General features: G+C 40.7%; 12 protein-coding genes. All 12 read right to left on the bottom strand.

Going from position 1 to position 24051, the window contains the following annotated elements:
- Nucleotides 1–2136, bottom strand: coding sequence for a bifunctional Gfo/Idh/MocA family oxidoreductase/class I SAM-dependent methyltransferase (locus ACESSZ_RS00700; RefSeq protein ID WP_186582096.1), 2136 nt, complete (start codon nucleotides 2134–2136; stop codon nucleotides 1–3).
- Complete coding sequence (locus ACESSZ_RS00705; protein WP_499842654.1) at nucleotides 2136–6626, bottom strand: amino acid adenylation domain-containing protein; 4491 nt, start codon at nucleotides 6624–6626, stop codon at nucleotides 2136–2138. The genes ACESSZ_RS00700 and ACESSZ_RS00705 overlap by 1 nt, the downstream gene beginning before the upstream one ends.
- Before the next feature lie 14 nt (nucleotides 6627–6640).
- Nucleotides 6641–8917, bottom strand: coding sequence for an AMP-binding protein (locus tag ACESSZ_RS00710; RefSeq protein WP_499842655.1), 2277 nt, complete (start codon nucleotides 8915–8917; stop codon nucleotides 6641–6643).
- Nucleotides 8907–9653 carry a thioesterase II family protein gene (locus ACESSZ_RS00715; protein WP_499842656.1) on the bottom strand — a complete coding sequence of 249 codons (747 nt, stop codon included), beginning with the start codon at nucleotides 9651–9653 and terminating at the stop codon, nucleotides 8907–8909. The genes ACESSZ_RS00710 and ACESSZ_RS00715 overlap by 11 nt, the downstream gene beginning before the upstream one ends.
- Before the next feature lie 114 nt (nucleotides 9654–9767).
- Nucleotides 9768–10337 carry an accessory gene regulator B family protein gene (locus ACESSZ_RS00720; RefSeq protein ID WP_499842657.1) on the bottom strand — a complete coding sequence of 190 codons (570 nt, stop codon included), beginning with the start codon at nucleotides 10335–10337 and terminating at the stop codon, nucleotides 9768–9770.
- Nucleotides 10337–10495 (bottom strand): cyclic lactone autoinducer peptide, encoded by a 159-nt coding sequence (locus ACESSZ_RS00725; RefSeq protein ID WP_015528432.1) that lies wholly within the window; start codon nucleotides 10493–10495, stop codon nucleotides 10337–10339. The genes ACESSZ_RS00720 and ACESSZ_RS00725 overlap by 1 nt, the downstream gene beginning before the upstream one ends.
- Nucleotides 10496–10597: 102 nt before the next feature.
- Nucleotides 10598–11893: a sensor histidine kinase gene (locus tag ACESSZ_RS00730; RefSeq protein ID WP_499842658.1), complete on the bottom strand. Its 1296-nt coding sequence runs from the start codon at nucleotides 11891–11893 to the stop codon at nucleotides 10598–10600.
- Entirely contained in the window at nucleotides 11890–12627 is a 738-nt protein-coding gene (locus ACESSZ_RS00735; protein ID WP_227199131.1) for a LytR/AlgR family response regulator transcription factor, read from the bottom strand. The genes ACESSZ_RS00730 and ACESSZ_RS00735 overlap by 4 nt, the downstream gene beginning before the upstream one ends.
- Nucleotides 12628–12714: 87 nt before the next feature.
- Nucleotides 12715–12954: a helix-turn-helix domain-containing protein gene (locus tag ACESSZ_RS00740; RefSeq protein ID WP_054337273.1), complete on the bottom strand. Its 240-nt coding sequence runs from the start codon at nucleotides 12952–12954 to the stop codon at nucleotides 12715–12717.
- A 284-nt stretch (nucleotides 12955–13238) separates the two neighbouring features.
- Complete coding sequence (locus ACESSZ_RS00745; protein WP_161286443.1) at nucleotides 13239–13445, bottom strand: PIN domain-containing protein; 207 nt, start codon at nucleotides 13443–13445, stop codon at nucleotides 13239–13241.
- Between the two features lie 27 nt (nucleotides 13446–13472).
- Nucleotides 13473–16232: a YodL domain-containing protein gene (locus ACESSZ_RS00750; protein ID WP_161286444.1), complete on the bottom strand. Its 2760-nt coding sequence runs from the start codon at nucleotides 16230–16232 to the stop codon at nucleotides 13473–13475.
- An 81-nt stretch (nucleotides 16233–16313) separates the two neighbouring features.
- Nucleotides 16314–23996 carry a helicase-like domain-containing protein gene (locus ACESSZ_RS00755; protein WP_499842659.1) on the bottom strand — a complete coding sequence of 2561 codons (7683 nt, stop codon included), beginning with the start codon at nucleotides 23994–23996 and terminating at the stop codon, nucleotides 16314–16316.
- Nucleotides 23997–24051 lie beyond the last annotated feature (55 nt).

Below are 24051 nucleotides of genomic sequence, written 5' to 3' on the forward strand. Positions count from 1 at the left end.
TTATTTCCTCCCTATAATTAATTTTTGCTGTAGAACACTTAACATATCACTATCATCAGGAACGATATCAACTATTTCAAAATTACTCTTTTCTAAAATATCTATCCATTGTTTCTCATTAAAAAAAGTTTGATTATTTAGATATCTCATATCAACAGGCTTTGTCATCATAAAAACTTGTGAAATCTGAAGTTCCAAAAGTTCCTCTACCGGTTCAGCGATAAAAATAATTCCTCCTTTTTTTAATACTTTCCATATATTACTAATAGTGAATTCTGTATCTAATGCATTATTTAACATCCCTGATGCTACCACAATGTCCACAGAATCTTGATCTATTCCTTGTCCAGAAAAATCTTGATCAATATCTAGTATTTGATATTCCACATTGGGAAAAACTGAGAATTTATCTTGTGCCGCATTTAAAAAATATGACGAAAGATCAGTAAAAATGTACTTCACATCTACCCCAACTTTTTTCAAGATTAGCTCAGTGCTAGCTCCTGTTCCTGCTCCAATTTCTAAAATTGTCATACCAGGATTGTAGAAATGGAAAATCTTGTCACTAATAATATGGTTTAAATATCTTGCTATAAGGGTGTTTGTATAAAAATCTTCCGCAACATCCATCTTTCCCTCTGTAAAGAGCAAATATGTCGCATTAAGATTATCTGCAAGCAATTCCTCTAAATGTTTCGCATTTCTGTAATAGTAGTCAATCACAACAGAATCTGATAAAGTTCCAATCCAAGTTCTCTTTGCTTCTTTCCACGCCTCTTCTACATCTAAAGCACATAATTCTATTCTACTTATTGCACAATTGTTTTCTTGCCCTATCATGTGGTTATCTATCAATGCTTTTATCCAACGATCTATAACATATGAAAAGTCTTTCTTTCCCCTCTCTGAGATATATGGTTTCTTAACTTCCAATATATCTCCCACAAAAACTTTTTCTTCACTTTTCAAGGTAAATAACATAGAATATAGGCATGCCTTATCAAGCTTATGCTTGATTTCAAGTATTTTTTTTCTGTTTAGATTAGAAAATATAGATGCAAAATCACACTTTTGTATATTTTTTTTATAAATAAATTCTTGTATTCTATCAATGGTATTTTCCTCATAAGAGCATACACTTTTTTCCCTTGGATAACCAATATTTTTCATTACTTCATGCCATTGCTTTGATTGATATAATTGCTTTTGTATGTTAGAATTGTACGCTTTATCATAGATAATATAATCACCAGCTATAACTACTTGTTTTATTATAGCCTCCCCCCATTTGTTCCAAAAAATATCGTAATATTTACTTCCTTCGCTAATTATAACAACATTACTTTTATCAAATTCCTTGCAATTTTTTTCTTCATAATTAAAATCAGGTGGTATGACAAAACGTGAATACCATAAAATTGGCCCTGCTGGATCTTCTAACTGTAGTTCTCCACTTTTAAATCCTACCTGCATTTTATAAAATAAATAAAAGAAATTATCCGGATCATCAGAATTAACTTCATTATGAATTTTTAAAATACACGGAATATCATTAATCCTACAATACAGAATATCAAATGGACCAATGTCAGTAATTACTTGTTCAATAACAAATGGCCGAGCATAATCCGTTAAATCAAACAATATGCTCAATACCGAATATAGAATCTGATGACCGCATTCTACATTTATGTATTCGACATACTCTTCTTTTTTCAAATGGTTTACCAAATCAATAAAAGATTGTGTAGCATCAATATATCTATATAAATTACTAACTCCCATAAAGCATTTTTGCTTTTTTGCAATAACATAACACTCTTTTAATTCTTTATAATGAATAGGTTGCTCATGCAAAACGCTTATTCCTTTTTGTAAAAGTTCCTTTGATAACTGGATACCTTCCCCTCCCATTACACCAGCTCGTACAATTACACAGGCCAAATCAATACCAGAGGGAAGTTCAGAAACTGATGTATACAGTGGAATATTATATTTGGTAGAACATTCTAAAGAATGTTGTCCACCTTTCCCTAAAATTCCGACAACATCAACTAAATCTTTTCGCCTTAATAATACTTGCAAATATACTTCTCCAAATTTTGCCCCAACCACAATAACTTTTAATCTTTTCATCATATATCTCCCACGACTATCGACTCTTCTACATTTTGCAGCATACTCTGTTCGACCTTTGATACCATTTCTTGTATATTTGCACTATCAAATATCTGTGCTATCGAAATATTAGAATTAAATCTTTTCTGTATACTATTTTTAAATTTTATAGCACGCAAAGAGTCACCTCCGAGTTGAAAAAAGTTGTCTTCCATAAAAACTTCATTTTGCTTCAATATATCTTTTAATATATTGACTATTTCAATCTCAATATATGTTGTAGCCGTTGTCCCATCTTTTCTTCCAAATTTGCATTCTTTTAAATACGAAAAAACTTTTTTCCGATCTAATTTTCCATTCTTAGATAGCGGCAATACATCCATTTCTACAAAAAACTCTGGAATCATGTAATTAGGCAATTTTTTCTTCAATATTTTTTTTATTTCACTTTCAAACATTTCCTCTAGTTCTTTCTTATTTTCCCATATAAACATAACCTTTTTATCCATTGTTCCATAATTCTTGGTAGCTATTTCCTGCAGTCCAGCTTTTATTGCAGATTCCCTCCATTTTTGTTTATCAAACAATAATTCTTCATTCTCTGATCGTTCATCTGTGTAATTATTAAAATTATTTTCTAAAAGACCTATTACTACGTTGAAAAAGCAACTGTTCCTCGTAGGTTCAACACTTATTAGAAGCCCTCCGCTTTTTAAAACTTTTCTAATTACCTTAAAAGCTTCATCAATATTATTTGCACAATGAATTGATTGATATGCTACAACTATGTCGTATTTGCTCTTCCCACATCTATAAGAAAACAATTCATTATTAATATCTAAATCAATATATTCTATCTCAAAAGCAACATTATCTACTTTACCCATTTCACTATTTTTGGGAGACAGATAAGTATATTTCTCTATATATGAGCCTAATTCAAAACTCACATTATTAACGATAGATTTGCTATAACCTCCAATCTCTAAAATATTAATTTTTCTATTATTCTCCTCACTCATCTGTTTTATTATGTTTTTTATTCCCGCAATGTAATCTTGACCCTGTTCAAACAATTCATTCAATTTATCAGGTCTAAGATCATATTTATTAGGTTCTAGAGTGTAAGTACCTTCTAAGCACCCTTGGATAATCTTTCTAATAACATCTTCACTATTAATTACAAGTTCGTATATTTGCTTTAAAATAATGTTGCTATCAGATAGATCTTGTATATATTTTACAATGCTATCTCGGATATCAATCAGATTACCCGGGCAGTAATATTTTTGTTCAATAAAGCGAATACTTCCTGTTTTTACTAACATATTTAACCATATCCCAAACAATTTTTTATAATGAGTATCAATTTTACATATTTTGCACAAATCGTTATATGTGTAATACAACCCATTTTCAATAAAACACTTTTCATAGATTAAAATATCAACAATTATAATTATCCCTAAATCATCTAGCACTTTTTCCAGTTCGTCCGTTATATATTCTTCATTATCAATTAAAAATCTTTTTTGATCATTAATTTCACTTCCCTTCGAATAAAAAAAGGCTATTAATTTCCCCTTATTACTTATTACAATTGATTCATCTATGCCATCTATAGATTTTATGCTCGTTTCTATTTCTCCCAATTCTATCCTATGTCCACGTATTTTCACTTGAAAATCTTCTCTTCCCAGAAATTCAATCGTTCCATCCTCCCAAAATCTACCTTTATCTCCAGTCCTATACCATACCGTTCCAGAATCTTCCACAAATTTTTGACGTACTAATTCCTCATCACCTCTATAAGTACCTACTCCATCACCGCCTATCCAAAGTTCTCCTTCTACCCAGAATGGAACATCTCTTCTCCTAAAATCCATAACTCTGTATGATTGCCCTGAAAGTGGACGTCCATATGGAATTGATTGCCAATTTGAAGGAAGTGGTAACTTTACTTCAATATAATTTGACCAAATACTTGCTTCTGTCGCACCACCCATAGCAATAAATTTGCAGTCTGAAGTAGAACCCGCCAAGCGTTGTGGCAGATCCATCCCTATCCAATCACCTGATAATAATGCTGTTTTTAATGGCAATTTCACTTTTTTTTCTTCCGCACATATTAATAGCATATCCAACAAAATTGGTACCGAATTCCATATTGTTACCTGATATCTAATTACAAGTTGCAGCCAATACTCAGCATCCCTACTTTTCTCTTCTGGAATCATAACCAAAGTTCCGCCTGTTCCAAGTATGCCAAATAAATCATATACAGATAAATCAAAGTCGAGAGCCGATACGCCGAGTAATACATCATTTCCGGTAATCTTGATGCGCCTATTAACATCTTTTATTGTATTCCACGCTCCTTTATGCCGTATCTCTGCACCTTTAGGAATCCCTGTTGTTCCTGACGTCATAATAATATAAGCCGCATCTTCTGGTGTAACTTTCGGAAGATCTTCTGTTTTTTCTTTAAGTAGAATATCCTCTATTAACCATACAATAGTATTTTTCGGCCAAGTTAAGGTAGCATAATGCCTCTTATCAGTAATGACATACTGTATTCCTGTTTTTTCATGTATAAGTTTTCTTCTTTCTTCTGGTTGAGATGTCGTGACCGGAACATATAAATTACAAGAAGTTAATATTCCAAGGGCCGCTACAGCTTGACGCCAGCCCCTTCCAGTCGATATTGCAATTGGTTGATCCTTAATATTTTTATCTATTAAAAAAGCCGCAACAGATAAAGCTTTTTCTGACAATTCACCATAAGAAAGTGTTATATCTTCTCCAGTATCAATTATTGCCACTTTCGCTGATACAGTATTTGCAATATTAAAAAAATCCGAATGAATACAATCAGGTTTATACACTCTTCTTATTTTCTTCTGTTCCTCAACAAATTGTTTTTGTCTTTCCGGAAACACATCAAATCTCTGATTCCAGTCTTTCTTTCCTAATTCATGCAGAAGAATCTCAAAACTCTCCAACATATCCGGAATCATATTCTCCGGGAATAACTCATCCACGCTGTCCCATGTAAGCTGTACACCATTTTCATCTTCATAACTCTGAAAATCATTCCACACCTGCGGCGTCTGGGAGATCATATAAGAAAACTGCCCCAATTCTTTCCGGAAGGTATCATTTACCAACGGCGTTCCCAGATTGCAGGCAAAAACAACCGGCGCCACCGCCGACGCGTCCCCATACATCTGTGCAAGGTCTCTCTGGACTTGTACGCCGGAATATGCCGTATACTTCATATCCTCATGAAGCTGCCTCTGAATCCTGTCCAACAATTCCGCAAAAGTCGGATTTTCTTCGCAGTTAATCTCCAGCAATAACAGAGTAGTAAAATCTGCTATTACTTCTTCTAACCCCTGCTGCTCTGTTTTCCGGTTAAAAAATGGAATATTAATGAGGAAACGATGATTCCTGCTCCACCGTTCCAAAACCGTCGCATATGCAGTAAGAAGAACCATTGCCGGAGTTGTCTGATATTCCTTTGCCCGTACTTGCAGATGAGCCCACTCTTCCTTGCCAATCCTTACAATCCTGCGGTTGAATACAGTCTTTGTCACTTCCTGCGGCCGTTTTGCCAGTGGCAGGCCTGGCCCTTTCGGCAAATGCTCCAAGCGTTTTTTCCAGTATCCTTCTGCATTGTTTCTCTCTTCCTTATCTTCCTCTTTCTGCCGTTCCAGATAAGAAGCAAAATTCCACCCTTTTGATTCTGCCGGAAGGATTTCTCCGCGATAGGCAGCCGCCAAATCCCTCAATAAGATCTGCAAACTCTGTACATCGGCAACCAAAAGTGCCATATCCACGTGCAGGCGTGCCTTATTTTCAGGAAAACGCGTAAGCTCTATTCCTGCCACTTCGCCTTCCTCGATCTTTAGCTTTCGATGGGATAAGCGCTCCCTGACAGATATTGCCATCTTTTCCGCTTCCGCAGATGACATCTTAGAAAAATCATGAACCTTTATAGTTTCACAATACGGTTTATCTTGGATTTTCTGCGTTCCATCTTCCAAAAAGCAGGCACGCAGCATGGGATGATGATACTGCAGTACATTCCATGCTTTTTCCAGACGCTCCGGTTCTATATTTTCCCCATCAAACTCCAAATACGCGTGACAGTCTATCCCTCCCAGAGCCTGTTCTTCGTCCCTGCCAACCCAATATGCATACTGTACGTCTGTTAAAGGAAACGGCTGTTTCATATCCTTTTCCGGCGTTATCTTAGATTCTTGCGCCCGTTTTTTGCCCGCTTTTTTCTTTATGCTGCGCTGGATCAGCGCCCACCAGCCTTCAAGGGTAGGATTTTCCATCAATGAACCGAATGAAACCTTAACCCCCTGTTTTCTCCACTGGTTTACCAGACGCATGATCGTCAGGGATGAAAGCCCAAGCTCCAGCAGATTTTCGGAATCCCCCAAATCTCTGGCTACCGGCAACTTTTGTTTGATCTGTTCCTTTATCTCTATATATTCCATGATTCTGTCTCCTTCTATTTTTCCTGCGCCATCCGTTCTAATGCTTTCTTATCTATTTTTCCTACGCTGGTCAGCGGCCATGTCTCTACCCGTTCTATCTGATCCGGCATTTTATACGCCGCAACGCCTATTTCCCGCAGGAACCTGTGGATTTCCTGTAAATCGATCCCGGCTTCATCATCAGTCACAAGGAATGCACATATCCGGTTTCCAAGGGTTTCATCCGGAACGCCGACAACGGCTGCCTCTTTGATTTTCAAATGCCTGCAAAGGTAAGCTTCAATCTCTGAAGGCATGATCTTTTCTCCGGCGCGGTTAATCTGCTCTTTGATCCTCCCGCCCAAACGTAACCTTCCGTCTTTCGTCCACATAGCTTTATCGCCCGTCCGGTAAAATCCGTCCGGCGTAAAGCTCTTTTTATTCGCTTCCTCCGCCATATAATAACCATCAATCGTATACGGGCCTCTGGATAATAATTCCCCAAAAACGCCTTCCGGTACGGCCTTATCTTCATCATCCACAATCTTCACTTCATCCGCAGGAGACACCGGAGTTCCCTGGCATCTTGCGATCAGGGAACCTTCATCCTCCGGGCTAGTAAAGGACAATAGCCCCTCCGCCGTACCAAATACCTGCATCAGTTTACACGGCCATTCTTCAATGATCTTATCCGCAAGGGAATCTTCCAGCATTGCGCCACCCACCTGCAAAATCCGCAGGCTGGATATATCATAATCTTCATCCCATTCCAGCATTTCCATGCACACAGTAACCATAGCAGGAACCAATGCCGTTATCGTGACACCTTCCTCAGTAATTGCGTCAAGGATATCATCCGGGCTGGTCGCAGACGCAAGCACAACTTTTCCTCCCACGTCCAGCGTGCCTAAAAGCCCCGGGCAGCATAACGGGAAATTATGAGCTACCGGAAGAGACGCCAGATAAACGTCACTGCTATCCAGGCGGCATCTCTTCGCGGACATGCGGGCATTATACATATAATCCGTATGGGTGCGCGGAATCAGTTTTGGAACCCCTGTCGTCCCGCCGGACAGCAAAAGCACCGCCGTTTCATATCCATCCACAGCCGGAAATGCCCCATTTTCTCCACACGTTTCCGCAATCATTCCACTAATATCCCCGGATTCGCTATCTACAAATATATGCCGGATACATGAATATTTCTCTTTCATCGCATTTGCCATCGGCACATATGAAAATCCCAGATATTTCTCCGCCACAATATAAGCGGCCGGCTTTGCCAGTTCAATAATTCCTTCCAGTTCCGCCTCCCTGTGGGCCGGCAGCATCATGATTGGCACCGCCCCAATCTTGGAAAGCGCAAAAAACACGATCACAAAAGAAATCCTGTTCGGAAGCTGCACAAGCACTTTGTCTCCTTTTAAAATTCCTTTACGCAGAAAAGCTGCCGCAAGACAATCTGCTTTTTGCTTTAATTCCATATAACTGATCTCGTCTTCACTGTCCGTAACCGCAGTTCTTTCTCCATATTTTTCCGCCCACCTATCAAGCTGTTCTCCAACGCCACATCTCTCCCAGCCTTCCAGATTCTCATATTTGCTCATATCTTTCTTATAACCCATTTGATTTGCCTCCTTCTTATGCGCCGCCACATACGCAGCATATCCTTTGATCCTGACCGGATACAGAAACCAGTCCTGATCTTTCTTATCTTTTTCTGCAATTTTCCCGTTTCTGACAGAGAAGAAATCCATTCCTCTTCCTAATCCAATACCGAGTGCCTTTACATACGCTTCTTTGGCCGCCCAGTACTGGAAAAACAAAGCCGCTCCTTCCTTTATTACATCTTCCGCTTCTTCTTCCGTATAAAAATTCCCGGCTATCTCCCTGTAATCCGGACATCCCGCCATTTCCTGCACATCCACTCCGATGTCCATTCCAACAGCGAATCCCGCCAGTATGAATTCTCCCGAATGCGAAATGTTAAAATCTACGGTCTGCTTTCCTGCAATCTTTTTATGATAAGGCTTGCCCCGTTCACTGACAGAAAAATCAATCGTTTCCACATCTAAATATCTTTTCAAGAGAAGCCGCACTACAACCTTCCCGGCTATATAACGCATCCTGTCTTCCGAAAAGCGGAATCTTCCGACCTGCTCCGATTCCTGCCCACTCAGGATATATTCATGGTTCACCCAGAAATCTGTCATTTCCGGCCAGCAGATGCACCATATATGTATCTCATTTTCACGGATACAAAGTTTGCCTGCCGCCAGAAATTCCTTCGCTCCATACCGTTTAATCTCCATCTTTTATTCCCGGCAGGCGCCTCATAACTTCACTTATTACTTCGTCTTCGTAATCCCGCAAATAAAAATGTCCTCCCGGAAATATCCGGTAGCTAAAATCATTATCCGTATACTTTCCCCATTCGCAGATTGCGCTCTCATCCGCTTCGCCATCCTTTTCTCCGCCAAATGCAGCGATAGGCGCATGCAGTACTATTCCCGTCTTGTCATAATATGTTTCATCCATGGTAAAATCTGCCCGTAGCATAGGCAGAAAGAAATCCAATAATTCCTGATTCTCCAGTATCTCTTTTGGCGTCCCCTCAAATCTTCCCAGTTCCCTCTTAAACTCTTCATCCGGAAGATGATAGATCGGCTTCGGCTCCGGAATACTGGGAATCCGGCTGCCGGAAATAAACAGACAGCTCGCTGTATATCCGACCGCTTCCAATCTCTTTTCCAGCTCATAGGCAATCTTACCGCCCATACTGTGCCCCCATAAGGCATACGGTCCATCCACAACCTCTCTTACTGCCTCTTCCAGATCATCTAACATAACCGGCATATCTATATACGGCTTCTCCATGATCCGTTCTTCCCTTCCCGGAAGCTGAACCAGACATACCGTTACTTTTCCCTGCATCTTTTTCGCCCACTGGTTATAAGCAGAAGCGCCGCCCCCCGCAAACGGCAGACAAAACAAAGTTATTTTCTCTTTGTTAATATTTTCTGTATTTTTTATCAACTTCAAATTCACTTTTATGTTCCTCTTGCATCATGTTCTTTTTTATTCTGTTTATTATCATTTTGTGATATGCTTTTCCCAAGCGTTTCTTATTCCTATCCAAGATTAGTTAATTCTAACTCTTTGTCAAAAAAAATTTTTGATCCATCCCAATATTAAACCGGACGCCAAAACAATATGCGCTACCATAATCCCGTTTACGACCAGGGAATATCCGGTTACAGAAAAAACACCTGCTATCGCGCATTCAATAATTAAAATTGCCCTCGCGCGCATACCATAAACTTTCTTTTCTTTCTCATCCAGTTTCTTACTGCTGGCATCCACCGGTGCCATAACAAATATGACTCCAACTGCAGCAAGCCATATGATCCGTATTTGCCACATCACAGCCGAACCAGACGCCAGATACTGACCGCACAGAAGGACAAGGATACTGGAAACAACCATGCAGCTCCCTGCTTTTTCTAAATGAATCCCTCCAGCATACTGCCTTAGAACAGTAAAGGGCAATAAAAAGACTAGCATCTCCAGCCAATTCCCCGTTACAATGCCAAGTATGACAATGATAAGGTATATCGCCACCCTGCCCAGCAGTAAGCCGTAAGCATATTCATACAGCCTGCGGTCTTTCTCTTCAAGAATCCCGTTCCTGTTTTGCACTTCAAAAAGCCAGCCGGTAGTTTTTTTCCACACTAGAATTTCCTCATTTTCTTAACTTCTTCCGGCTCTTCTTCCTGATAGTACAGCCAGTTGCACGCCAGATTTGCCGTATATGCCGTCAGACAGAGCGCAAGACAGTTTACAACTCCAAGTACTTTGATACCCAAGCTTTTTCTGATTGTTTTTTTCATAGTTACATGCCTCCCTTTTTTTCCGAAAGTTTACACAAAAATCGCCCTTTTTTCAATTACCGTGGCAAAAACGGTAACTTTTTGGGCGATTTTTGCACATCTTTATTTTATTGTAAAGATCAGCTTAACAGAGAACTCCTGTTCTCCGACCTCCACTCTCATAATTCCAGCATACTTTTTAACCAGTTTTCCAACCGTATGCAGTCCGATCCCGTGACTGTCTGCATCTCTTTTGGTGCTTATGTACCGGTCCTTGTCCTTTAACAGTGGAACAACATACCCGTTGCAAAATTCCATAACAAGGAAATGTTCCTCATTTCCCATATACATCCTGCATTCCACATATCGGCCATCTTTTGTCTTTTCTGCCGCTTCCAGTGCGTTATCCAAAAGATTACCTACGATTGAGATCATATCCAGTTCTTCCAGAAAGTCCAGCCTGAGATCATTACCCAGGGTAATCTTATAGGAAATATTCTTAGATTCCGCAAGGAATTTCCTTTCGCACAGGATGCTGTTCAAGATCGGATGTTCGCAATACGCACCTTTTTGAAGGCTCTGAATCCGGACACCTAAATGTTCCATAATCTCCTTAACCTCTTGATTTTCTCCTTCTTCCATCAAACCGGCTACTGTACAAATAAATTTATTTATATCGTGTAAGAATGCCCTGTTATCCTCATTGACCTTATTCATATACTGTAAATTAGCAATCTCCGCCCTGCTTTTCTGGTAAAGCCGAGCCATCTTCTTCACTTCTTCTGATTTCTCTACAAACCGGTCAAACACTGAGAAAATGAAGATATTCGTCAATAGCAGCAGCGAAGCTCCTACCGGAACCATAACCCTGTTCATTCCTTCAAAAGAAATATTTGAATAAAACACACATCCTAATATAATGATCGTAGCGGTTGGCAGCATGAGCAGCACAGTAAAAGTTTTATTCTCAATCGTCAGATAATCCCTTTTTCTCGTTACCTGATTAATGCATTTAATAAACAGAAATGTCATGGTACTCATCAGTAGTAGTGCTAATGTTTTTTCTATTTCCGTCCCAAAACCCTCAGATGCACCAGTCACGCCATACGCATTCGTAAGCGTTGCAAAGAGAAATTCAGGAATAATTGCCAGCACATAATAGCAGCATACTATAACCAGCTTCTTCCATATATTTCCCCGGAACACAACCATTGACACAATCATATACGTTACCGGAATCATTACCATATTAAATATTGAGGATTCCAAGTGGTTGATTCCGAGCATTATCAGCGCTGCGACAAAATATACGAGAAATTTTCCCAAAAAGTTTTCTCTTCTGTATGGAAGCATGTTCTTTTCCAGATCTTCCAACAGATACATCTGAAGAAGGCAGATCAAAAAATCTCTTACTATCATACCATGCCGTTCCTTTCCCCAAGAAACATGATCAGAGCGTCAGCAAACTGACCTTTTTTCGACCTTGAAACATTCAATTGGATTCCCATCTGTAGCAGCGCCACATTCTTTTCCAATCCTTCCACTTTCGCCAGATTTACAATATAACTGTTATGTGCATACTCAAATCCCCTTCCGGCCAGACGTTCATATAAATCGCCTAAAGATTCCTTACAATGCATCTCATCTATCTCCCCCTGCCTAGCAACGTATATAGAGCAACCCCTTTTCGCCAGACAGATATATAAAATGTCTTCCGTATAGATACGAATTACTCTTCCCGCTGATGTAACCGTCACGGAAGAATCTCCACAGTGCAATTTTACTTTTGATAAAATTGCAGGGATTTCCCTTTTCAGACTTCTGTCATGCAAGTCTTTCATAATATACCGGAACGGCTGCCCAATATTGATGCTGTCTGAAGTCGGTTCAAAGTATCCGGAGCAGAACACCAATATCGCTGCCCTATTGTATTCCCTCAGCTTCAGTACCGATTTATTCCCATCCAATCCGGGCATACGCATATCCATAAAGACCAAATCATGCAAAATATCAGCATTTTTCAGTAGTTCCTTTCCTGACTCGTATTCATAAAACCGTATCTCGCTCTTAGGAAGAATCCCTTCCGTTTCTATAACCTTCTCTATTTTCTCCCTGTAATTTTTATCATCATCGCAAATTGCTATTTTATACATCTATGTCCTTCTAAGTTAGTTTTTCCTAACCCTTTTTCATAAAAAATCCATCCTGCAGAATCTGAATCCTATGAGCATTTACTCTTCCTATAGTTCGGGTTCCAAATCTGCAAAGATGGGATCAGCAAAAAATTCCTGTATTGTGACATCCAATCCATCGCATATCTTTTTTATTGTAACTACGCCAGCATTCTTACTCTGACCATACAAAATATTCTTTAATGTCGAAGGAGGAACGCCAGAACATACCGCCGCCTCATTCACTGTGATATCTTTCTGATTAATCAGATCGTTTAAACGATATATGACCGCTGTTTTTATATCCACGGTATCGACCACCTTTTTTTCTTCTATTTTATATAAATCGGCTTTAAAAGGTCGCCCATATATAGTCTTTTTGATCTATGTACGATATTTTTTTAACAGTTTTTCTTATTCTAGCAGAAATCCGCTAAATTTCTATATTTTATTAGATACATGAAACCCTGTGAGAACATTTCTGATCCTACGCAGGGTTTTCCACTTTGTTATAAAATTTTTATATTTTCCAGTATGCTGGATCGGAGTTATCATTCAACTTTCCTTCTGCTACCGATTATAAAAACATATTTTTACGAATAAATATTCAGCAGTTCTTCCGGAGAAAGCAGTGTAATCCAAAAGGAAAGAAAATCCTTTTTATTCCTTGTCACAATCGCATCACACTGATTCGCCTTCGTACAAGTTGCAAGTAGGCAGTCTCCAAAATCAGATACTCTCTGCAAATAAGCAGACAGCACATCTTCGTTCGTCACTGCCAGCACTTTTGCTATGTCCAAAACGGAGCCAAGTGCCTTTCTATAAATTTATACCGTTCTTACATCCCGATCAGCTCCTCTCTCCGGCTCATCTTTTCCCTGCTTTTCTTGGATTTTTCTCTTATTGATTTCCAGTCGTTCATGAATAGATGGCTTCTTTGCCTTCGTAGTTGCTTTATTCTTTTCTGTTTGCATACTCGAAACTACCTTTTTCACAGCTTTGTCATTATCCCCTTTTGTCACATTCGCTGCTCTTGACGCTTCTACTCTGCTGTCCTGCTTTTCTGCAACCAGCCGTTCCTGCTTTTCCTGCACACTTTTTTCTTCCAGACTGCAAAAGCTCTGCAAATATGGCAGCACATGGTTCTGCATATCGGTCAGATCTTCCATACACTTCTGAAACTCTTCATTTCCCTTGTTTTTCAGATAACCAATCCAGCTTTCATCCGTAAGTTTCAGTTCATTTTGGAGTTTCAGCTGACTTAAAATACCGCCATTTCCTGTTCCAATATCTATTTTCCCTTTGAAATGTTGCAGCATTTTATCGCCTTTTTCCGCATAATATATAGTAAAAAACATCTGGGCTGTTACCATCGGCTCATCCGTCCTCGGATTACGGTCTGCGTACCATTCCTTATCCTTCTGTGCAGTACGGGAATCCAGATCTGAGAGCTTCTGACAGCGTGGTTCCATCAGCTCCCGCTTTTCACAGTAATTCACATACACCATCGGCTCTGTTTCTTTGGATATATCTGGTTCGTAGGATTTCAGCCGTTCCAGCAAAACACCTGCCCACACGGACTGCTCACAGTCTTCTTCAATCACATCCTTCAGAAAGGAAATATAAGAACCAACATTTCCACTTTGCAGATCCAGCATGACTTCCTGTAAGGTATCCTGCCCCGGTTCTACATGATCCCGGTAATCATACGGATCAAAAGCTTCTGCAATCTCATCCAGTGCCTCTGCCAGCTGTTCTGTGGTCATCTTCTCTGGATACATTGCTTCTCGAACATCTTGCATCGGAACGTACTTATAGTCCGGCAATGCTTCATGAATTTTCTCAATCCCTTCCCGTACCAGTGCAAGTTCCCCATAAAATCGAACATCGTCCATTAGATTTCCAAATACGGTATTTCCTTTAACAATTGCAAATTCAGCTTCATCATAGTAACTATCTTCCGGATCACGATAAATAATTCCCATTGAGCATCCAAGATACGCAGTTTCTGGATTTTCCCTATATTTTTCATAGACCGCAGCTATCTGATTAACATCGGTACTTTTTTCATAAGCCCCCATATCGTGAAACTCATCGCATTCTGTGGCGAAATACTCCAGATACGGTTCTTTCTTCGGTGGCATATTGTTGAGGACGTTATCAATCATGTTGTAATTTGCTTCTTCCAGTTCCTCCACCTTTGCCAGTGGCTTATATTCGCCCTGGCTTTTCTGAATCTCTGCCATTACAACCTCATCCATTTCTTCTACTTTCTCCATCAACTGATCATAATCTCCACGGATGCGTTCTCCAGTCCAGCCTTCGTCTTCCAAAAGTTCCGCCGCCGCTTCTTCAATAGAAATTTCATCATTCTCATAAACGCCACCATCCATCAATCGGAAATCTTCATCGTAAAAAGAATAATCGTATCCTTCTTCTGTTCTCTGAATAGCAAAATACCGTTCTCCTACCTCATATGCCAGTTCATTAAGAACCTGTTCTTCCAGATTCAGGAAAGAATCCAGCTGTTCAAAACTGATACTGTCTACAAAATGGGCAGTTACCTTTTCCCCGTCATTCAGAACTACGATATCACTGACAGACAGGGAGTGACCACGGAAGTCTTCCGGTCTGTCAATGTTGAACCTTTCAAAAATATCATCCAGTGACATATTTCCTGATAATTCACCAACATAGACCAGCTTATAATCTTCTTTTTTTATCTGCATACCATGACTTTCAATAAAGCTCATATTCATGAAAGCATAGTTTTCGCCCGGTGAATCATCCCGGATCTGATAAATACCAAATGTCCTTCTTGTTCCTAACAACAGGTTTGCTTCTTTCAATGACTGAATCTGTGGATACTTCTGCATTTCCCATTCCAGCTTACGGAAACGCTCCAGTTCTGTCATAGACATCTGATAATGCTCTGGTCCTCGTTCAATTTCCATGCGTTCCGTGACATACATCGGTGATGAAAAACTAGTGATCAGATAGATATCTGCTCCGGCATCGTATAATTTCAGTGCTTCTTCCTGCTCAATGACACTCATAGGCTCCTGAAATGCTCCTAAATTTTCTTCTGCATAATCCAGGTTGTTATCCTTTATCCGTTCCCACATCTGCGATTCCATTCCAAACAAACCATCGTATGCCTGTATCATTTCTTTACTCGCATATTCACCTTTACTGTCATCACTACCAAGGCAATAAATTTTAGAACCCATTCTGTGATAATCAAGAGCTGCTTCTTTTCTAAGCGGTACCATATCTTCTGCTGTATATCCATAGTCACGTAATTCTAGCTTACCTATGGTTGGATCCGGCAGTTCCTGAATATCCATTCTTGCGTCATCCAGCAAATCCTCTACACCTTCTTGATCTGCCTGACTCACTGCATCTGCCAGATTTCTTACCAAAGTTCTAACTTTCTCTTCCTCGCCGATCAGATTCGCATATTCAAAAATCTGTTCTTTTACATCTGTTGAAAATTCTACGCCTCTACGCTCTGCCTGATTGATCCGTTCCTGCGTATATTCCTGCATTTTCTGTGTTTCTCTACCTGTTATCATACTTCTTGCCATATAAGTTCCTCCCGTATTCTGAAAGAAGGCATAACCCACAGAACATTCTTTCTGCCAGATTATGCCATCTTCCTTGTTTTCTTATTCCAGACCGAAGTCCCGTTTTCTATTTTCCTTGCCAGTTTCACTTTCCCGCTGACTCTTTTCTTTATAAATCTGCAGCTTCTCATGGATAGAACCTCGTGCCGGTCTTTCTTCTTTCTCTTTTGATTCCGACTGCTCTGTTTCTGTATCTTCCCGTTCATCCATATTGAGAAGTGCATTTAATTCTGACAGCCGCTCCAGTTTTTGGCTCAGTTCCTCTTCTTTTGGAAATGGCTTCCCGACTTCCTCTTTGGCATTTGTCATCTGCTCCTGAACCGTTTCCAGCCGTTGTTCTGCTTCTGCCAGTTTCTCCGGATAGCTTTCCAAAAGGTTGTTGATACGAGTGATATTTCCTAGAGCATCGGCTCCCAACCGAACTTTAGCTACCGATTCATGCTTTACAGACAGGATAAACTCTTTGCTCCAGCTGTCGAATTGGATTCTCATGTTGAATCCCTGATAGCTTCCAATGTCCATAGCTGCATCTACAGACTTAATGTCTTTGCAGACCGCCAGAAGTGCCGTACCTGCCTCTTTCTTTTCTGTGAACACTTTGCCACTGATTTCCATAGAAAACTGCTCTGGATCTGTGATTTTATGCTCAGAAAAATGAGCGATGTCTGCCTTGTAGCTGTCAATGATCTCCATCAGTTTTGCAATCTGTTGCGGAAAATTCCTTGCAATGTCATCTTCCAAACGGTACTGATTATTCATGTGGTTGGCTTTTAAAAGTTTCAACTTTGCCACGTCCACATCCAATGCCATCTTCTCTTTTACTGCCGGATTTCCGGTTGCAAGTGCTTTGACCTCTGCATAAGACAGCGCCGCTTCGTCCACATCTTCACAACTTCTGACCGGTGCTTTGCTCGTCATAATCTGGGAGATGAATTTCTGCTTGTTCTCGATTAACTGCCACATATAACTGTCGAATGTGGATTCTGTTACATACCGGAAGATATGAACCTTTTTATTATGGTTTCCCTGACGGATAATACGTCCTTCCCTCTGTTCCAAGTCAGATGGTTTCCAACCAATATCCAGATGATGCAGGGCAATCAAACGATCCTGCACATTGGTTCCTGCACCCATCTTTGCTGTTGAGCCAATCAAAAAACGAACCTGCCCGGATTTCACTTTTCCAAACAGCTCCGTCTTCTTTGCTTCTGTATTTGCATCATGAATAAAAGCAATCTCTTTTTCCGGTACACCTTTCTCCATCAGTTTCTGCTTCAAGTCATCATAAACATTGAAACTGCCATCACCTTTTGGTGTGCTCAAATCACAGAAAATCAACTGTGCGGATTTCTGTGCTGCTGTGTCTTTCCATATTTCATAGCTTTTCTCTGCACAAACTGATATTTTACTTTCTGGATTATCTGGCAATAATTCATTCACCAAACGCTGATCCAATGCTAACTTCCTTCCGTCATTGGTGATTTTTAGCATATTATCGACCGAGGCATCTACCCCGCCGTTTCTGACAACTTCTGCACGTTCTCCCAGACTTTCTACGATTTTTTTCTGTTGTTCCGTTGGTTTCAGCACCACTGTTTCATATTCCGCTTCCGGCACAGGAAGCTTTAACTGATCGGAAGTCTTGATATCTGCAATCTCCTTGAACATATTCATCAGTTCCGGAATATTATAAAACCGTGCGAATCTGGACTTTGCACGATAACCTGTTCCTTCCGGTGCAAGTTCGATACTCGTGACAACTTCTCCAAAAGTGGAAGCCCAAGAATCAAACAATCCAAGTCCCATATTTTGTAATTTGCTGTTCTGCAGATACCGCTGCATAACATATAATTCCGTCATGCTGTTGCTGATTGGTGTGCCTGTAGCAAAGGTAATGCCTTTCCCTCCGGTAATCTCATCCAGATACTGACATTTATTGAACATATCTGCGGATTTCTGTGCTTCATTCTGTGCAATCCCGGCTACATTTCTCATTTTTGTATAGAGAAACGCATTTTTATAGCTGTGTGCTTCATCTACATACAAATGATCCACGCCCAGTTCTTCAAACGTAACTACCTGATCTTTTTTCTCCTTCTGATTCAGTTTTTCCAATCTTGTCTGCAATGTTTTTCTGGTCTTTTCAATCTGTTTGACGGTATAACGCCCGCCGTCCTGTTCATACCTTGCACTCTGGATTGCCATTTCCAGATCATCAATCTGCTTCCGTAACATGGCTTCCTGCCGCTCATCAGAGATTGGAATACGCTCAAACTGAGAATGACCGATAATAATAGCATCGTAATTTCCCATAGCGATTCTGGCACAGAACTTTTTCCGGTTTGCCGGTTCAAAATCTTTCTTGGTTGCTACTAGGATATTGGCTCCCGGATATAACTGTAGGAATTCTGCACCCCACTGCTCCGTCAAATGGTTCGGCACGACAAAGAGATTCTTCTGTGATAATCCCAGTCTTTTACTTTCCATTGCAGCTGCTACCATTTCGTAGGTCTTCCCTGCTCCTACTACATGAGCAAGAAGTACATTCTCTCCGTAAAGCTGATGTGCAACTGCATTTTTCTGGTGCGGACGAAGTTCTATTTCCGGATTCATTCCTGGGAAAGTCAAATGACTGCCATCATATTCACGGGGACGGATGCTATTAAATCGTTCATTGTACACCTTTACCAGTCGTTCACGTCTCTGCTGGTCTTTAAAAATCCAGTCCTTAAATGCTGCTTTCATGGCATCCTGCTTCTGTGATGCCAGCATGGTTTCTTTCTTATTAAGGACACGGATCTCATCACCATTTTCATTGACACTCTTATCATAGATGCGTACATCTTTCAGGTTCAGGGTATCTTCCAGAATCTTATAGGCATTTGCTCTCTCAGTTCCATACGTTGCATAGGCAAACGCATTTTGGGGACTGTCGGCATTCTTTCCTGTAATCCTCCACTCACCATTTACCTCAGAGAATTTCACCTGTATTTCTTTCTGAAGCAGATACCATGGTGTATGCAATGTTTCTTGCATAAAATCCTGATAATCCGAAGGTTCAATCCAGGTAGCTCCAATACGCACTTCAATCTCCGATGCTTCCAGATCTCTCGGCTGAACTGCCTCTAGTGCACGCACATTCGATGTGAATTCCGGATGATTCTCTGCAAAAGTTCTCGCAGTATTTAATTTATCCCTAACATTTCCGGAGAGATATTCATCTCCGCTTTCCCACTGGTCTGTCAGTGGATTTTTGAAGATAACTCCAACCAGCTCTTCTGTAATTTTCTCTTCGGTCTTTCCGGTCAGCTGTGCCATATATGGGAGATCTACTTTAGCCCTTTCATTTAAAGACAGAGCAAGTGCTTCTGTGGCTGTCTCCACACTTGTCACAGCAACCGCCTTTTTGATGGTTCGTTTGGTGAACATGTCCGCTTTCCGCTTCAATGTTCCATCTTCATTCAAGTCTTCCAGGGAACACAGCAGACAATAAGAAGAGTCATCAGAAAATGCCCGTTTATTAGCATTACTTCCAATAACTCCATACTTTGCTGTGTAGGTATCATACACCTGATTCAGTTTTTCCTGCTGTTTCTGGATTTCTTCATCTGTGACGTTTTCCTCCATCTGCAAAGCGATCAGCTCTCGGACAGTATCACGGATTGCAACCATCCCTTTTACACGTTCTGCAGTAGCGGCAGGCATTTTCACCTGATTCATCAAAGAGTTGACACGGTAATATACCTGATCATCTACCACCGTATAACTGTAATTTCGCACATTTGGATCTGCTGGAATACTCTCTGGCATCTCATCCAGTTCTGTCTCCACATCTACTACCGGTGCCATGCTTCCCTTGATGTGTTTCACTGCTTCTGCTAACTGTAATTCTAAATCAGCTCCTTCCATTGGAGCACAGGTTGTTTCCATACCATACGGACCGGACACTTCTTTCATCTCACCCAGAATCATTTCCGGATGCTGAACAAAATACTGATTGACTGTAATGCCATTGACATCACTATCCAGATTTATCCATTCCGGCATTTCTTTCGTAAGGCTTTCCCTCTTCTGGAAAAACAGGATATCAGCACTGACTTCTGTTCCTGCATTTGCCTTAAAAGCTGTGTTCGGCAGTCGGATTGCGCCCAGCAGGTCTGCACGCTCTGCCAGATATTTCCGAACTTCCGGTGATGCTTTATCCATGGTTCCCTTTGTTGTGATCAGTGCAGCCACGCCGCCTGGACGTAACTGATCTATAGTCTTGGCAAGAAAGTAATCATGAATCATGAAATTGTAGCGATCATACTGACGGTCATTGACCTTGTATGCACCAAATGGCACATTTCCAATCGCCACATCAAAAAAATCATTAGGATAATCTGTCTTCTCAAAACCTTTAATCTGAATATTGGCATCTGGATAGAGCAACTTTGCAATTCTACCACTGATGCTGTCCAGTTCCACACCATAGAGTTTGGACTGGTTTAGATTCTCCGGAAGCATTCCAAAGAAGTTACCAACTCCCATAGACGGCTCCAGAATATTTCCTTTTGTAAATCCCAGATTCTCCAACACCTGATACATACTTTCAATCACAATCGGCTGTGTATAATGAGCATTTAAGGTGGAAGCTCTGGCTGCAGCATATTCCTCTGGTGTAAGAACCGTCTTTAATTCCAAATATTCTGTCTCCCATGCAGCTTTTGTCTCATCAAATGCATCTGCAAGACCTCCCCAGCCAACGTACCTGGATAAGATTTCCTGTTCTTCCGGTGTTGCATTGCGATTCTCATCCTCACATTTCTTTAACAACTGGATAGCCATGATATTGGCACGGAACTTTTCTTTTGCTGTACCCTGTCCAAGCTCATCATCTGTGATGCGGAAGTTCGTTGCTGGAATCGTTTCTGATATTCCGTTAATCTCTTCCAAAGATTCTTTTTCTTCCGATACCTCAACTTCTCCAGATAATTCTTTTTCTTTTTTATCATAATCTGTCCACACACGTTGAGAAATAGCAGTAAAATACGAGGACTCTTCCTCCATAATTTCTTCCCTGATTTCCCGTAATTCATCTAAAGTATCCGCATTTACAGTTTTGTTGTGATAATGATAATAAAGTACTTCTTGTCCGAGTTTTACATCCAGACGTTCCAATTCTTGTGTTGACATTCGATTCCAAATATCATCTTTTTCCGTATGAATCGTGAAACCTTCTCCATCATCATGATATTCTAATGTGTATTGAAGCCGATTCGCTTCTCCCTTAACTTTGCAATCAAAATCGTGGATTTTTGTTCTGGTACCAGACATATATTCTGAATCAACTAATCGCAAATCAGTTATATCTTCCGCTGTCAAAGTATCCTGCTCCAGCTGTTCTCCTAACATCTGCTGTGCTTCTTCCAAATCTGCCAGTCTCTGTGCTTCCTGCCGCTCTTCATACTTTTCCAATTCTTCCGGTGATAAGAAATCATCGGTGCGGATCAGCTGACGGACACGTTCTGCAACCTTATTCCATTTTAATAGAATTTCTACTTCTGGACTGCCAATCTTTCCTTTCGCAAGTTTTAATCCTTTTGCATCATGTGAGGCATCAGATTCATACGCTCCCGGTATCCCAGGTGATGCACCACCTGTTCCATACTCATTTTTCAGGAACTCTGCTGCATCTTTCATATCATGATGCTCCATGAAATACTCATAGATCCGGTTGCGCCCTCCGGCTGTAATGCCGCCTCTTCTAAGGACAGCATCTATTTCATCTTGTGTAATAAAGGAAAGTGCCGGACGTTCGACCGTAAATTTCTGGTCTACCCAGGAACGCTCCCTCTGAAGATCCTGAAAGCGTTGGAGATATTCCGGATTATGCTGAATCTCCCAGCGGTGATAATCTCCCGGATTCTCATCCATATATTTCTGCAGCCATTCAAAACGATAGACAATCGCATCTGCTTCCTCTTGATCTGTCCATGCTCCACTCACTACATCCTGCCAGTCTGAATATGATTGTTTCTTTTCCCAGTTTCTGCAAGTATCCCGAAAATGAAGTGCAAGAAGATTGGTCATTTCTTCCTGCTCCTGTTCAATGGCATTATTGGAAATCAAATTATCCACGTAATTTCCATCCTCATACATATCCCGAATTCTGTTCGCTGCTTCTTCCCACGTAACCATGCGGTCAAAGTTTCTTCTGGCAGAGTCCCCTCGCCGGATACGGATACCATCATTGTCATACCAGATACTGATTTTCTGACCATCTATGGTAAATCCTTTGCCACCAGTTCCATATTCATCTTTCAGAAAACTCCGCATTTCTTCATTATCCAGACCTTCAATCAGTCTTGCTGTAATATGAAACAGTGTATTTTTCTGTCCGCTTCCCGTGCGGAGAATATCATTTACCACTTCATCGGAAATAAGAAAAGCGGCTGGCTGTTCCAATGCAGCTGCCGCTTTCCTTATTTCTCCTAACTGTTCCTCTTCTGTTAGGAACAGGCTTAACTGTAAATAATCTCCTGAATCACCAGCTCCTCTGCCTGTGCCTTGATCTGGTTCATGTGTCTGGTCCATGCCATCCCGTCTGCCATTTTGTCCGGTGCCGGATCTTTCTCCAGAAGTTCGTTCATCAGGTTGTCTACTCTCTGCCTTGCCTGACTGTCGATCTCCATCAGGTGACTGTCCAGACGGTTCTGCAGTGTCAGAATGTTGAACCTGGCTACCTTGTGGTTTCTCAGATACTCTTTCCTCATCATTCCGTACTTCCCGATGGTTCCTCTCGTCTCTTCCAGGCTGATATCTGGAATCTGATACTCTCCGTTCTGGCTGTAACTGATCTCTCTCATAATCCGTTTCCTCCTTATTTTCTTCTCTATCTTCTGTGTTACTCGCATTATTTTCACGAATTAACGTGTTAAACTCATTATAAGCTACTTCTTTTTCTTTTGCAACCGTTTTCAGGTCATTTTCCAGATCATTCAGAACATATCGTCCAATCTGCATCAGGACTGGTCTGCTGATCTCGTTGACTGCACTTCCCAGATGTCCTAATATTTTCAGCTGATTGAAGTCTGTTATATGCCGAAAATCCTCTGCATCCAGATATTCCTGTACATCCAGTCCACACCGGTTTAGTAATACATACCAGACACTATTGGTCATCAATTCCCGGAACTCTACTTCCTGATTCTGTTCGTCCAGTTCTTCCAAAAATGTCCCTGTCACATCCAGTCTCAGTTCTTCCAATGCATCTGGAAGCCATTCCTGCATACTCTCCTTCGCTGCCTGATGCAGACTTTCAGCAAGTCCTCCTTCTGTATCTTCCAGTGATAACTGCTCCTGCAGATAATCTGCCACCAGATGTTCTCCTTCCACCGGAAGATTCCATAACTGAGGATCCTTTCCAAGATTCCGCACTTTATAAGTGTCCTGCACATCAAATACATACCGAAGTTTTGTTTTCGGTCCGGAAGTATTGTCAATCAAGGCAATCCCCTTAGATCCCTTTTTGATCCAGCGGTACATCTTCTGATTCCAGATTTCCATGGATGCTACGGCAGTTGCTTCCGGCCGCTGTGCATAAATTAAAAGCTGTTCTGGAAAAGTGTATTTGTACAGTCTGGATGCCGTGTTAAGGAATCGCATCCATTCCTGCGGACTGGCAGCTACATCTTTTGCCACCTCTTCCGTCAGCTGTTCCATTGCATATAATTTATTTGCCATGCGCTACTCCTTTTCATAAAATCAGGGACTGCTTAGCACAGTCCCCTAAAAATCA

Origin of the sequence: Eubacterium sp. 3_1_31, assembly GCF_964249515.1 — a bacterium.
Lineage (GTDB): Bacteria > Bacillota_I > Bacilli_A > Erysipelotrichales > Erysipelotrichaceae > Longicatena > Longicatena caecimuris.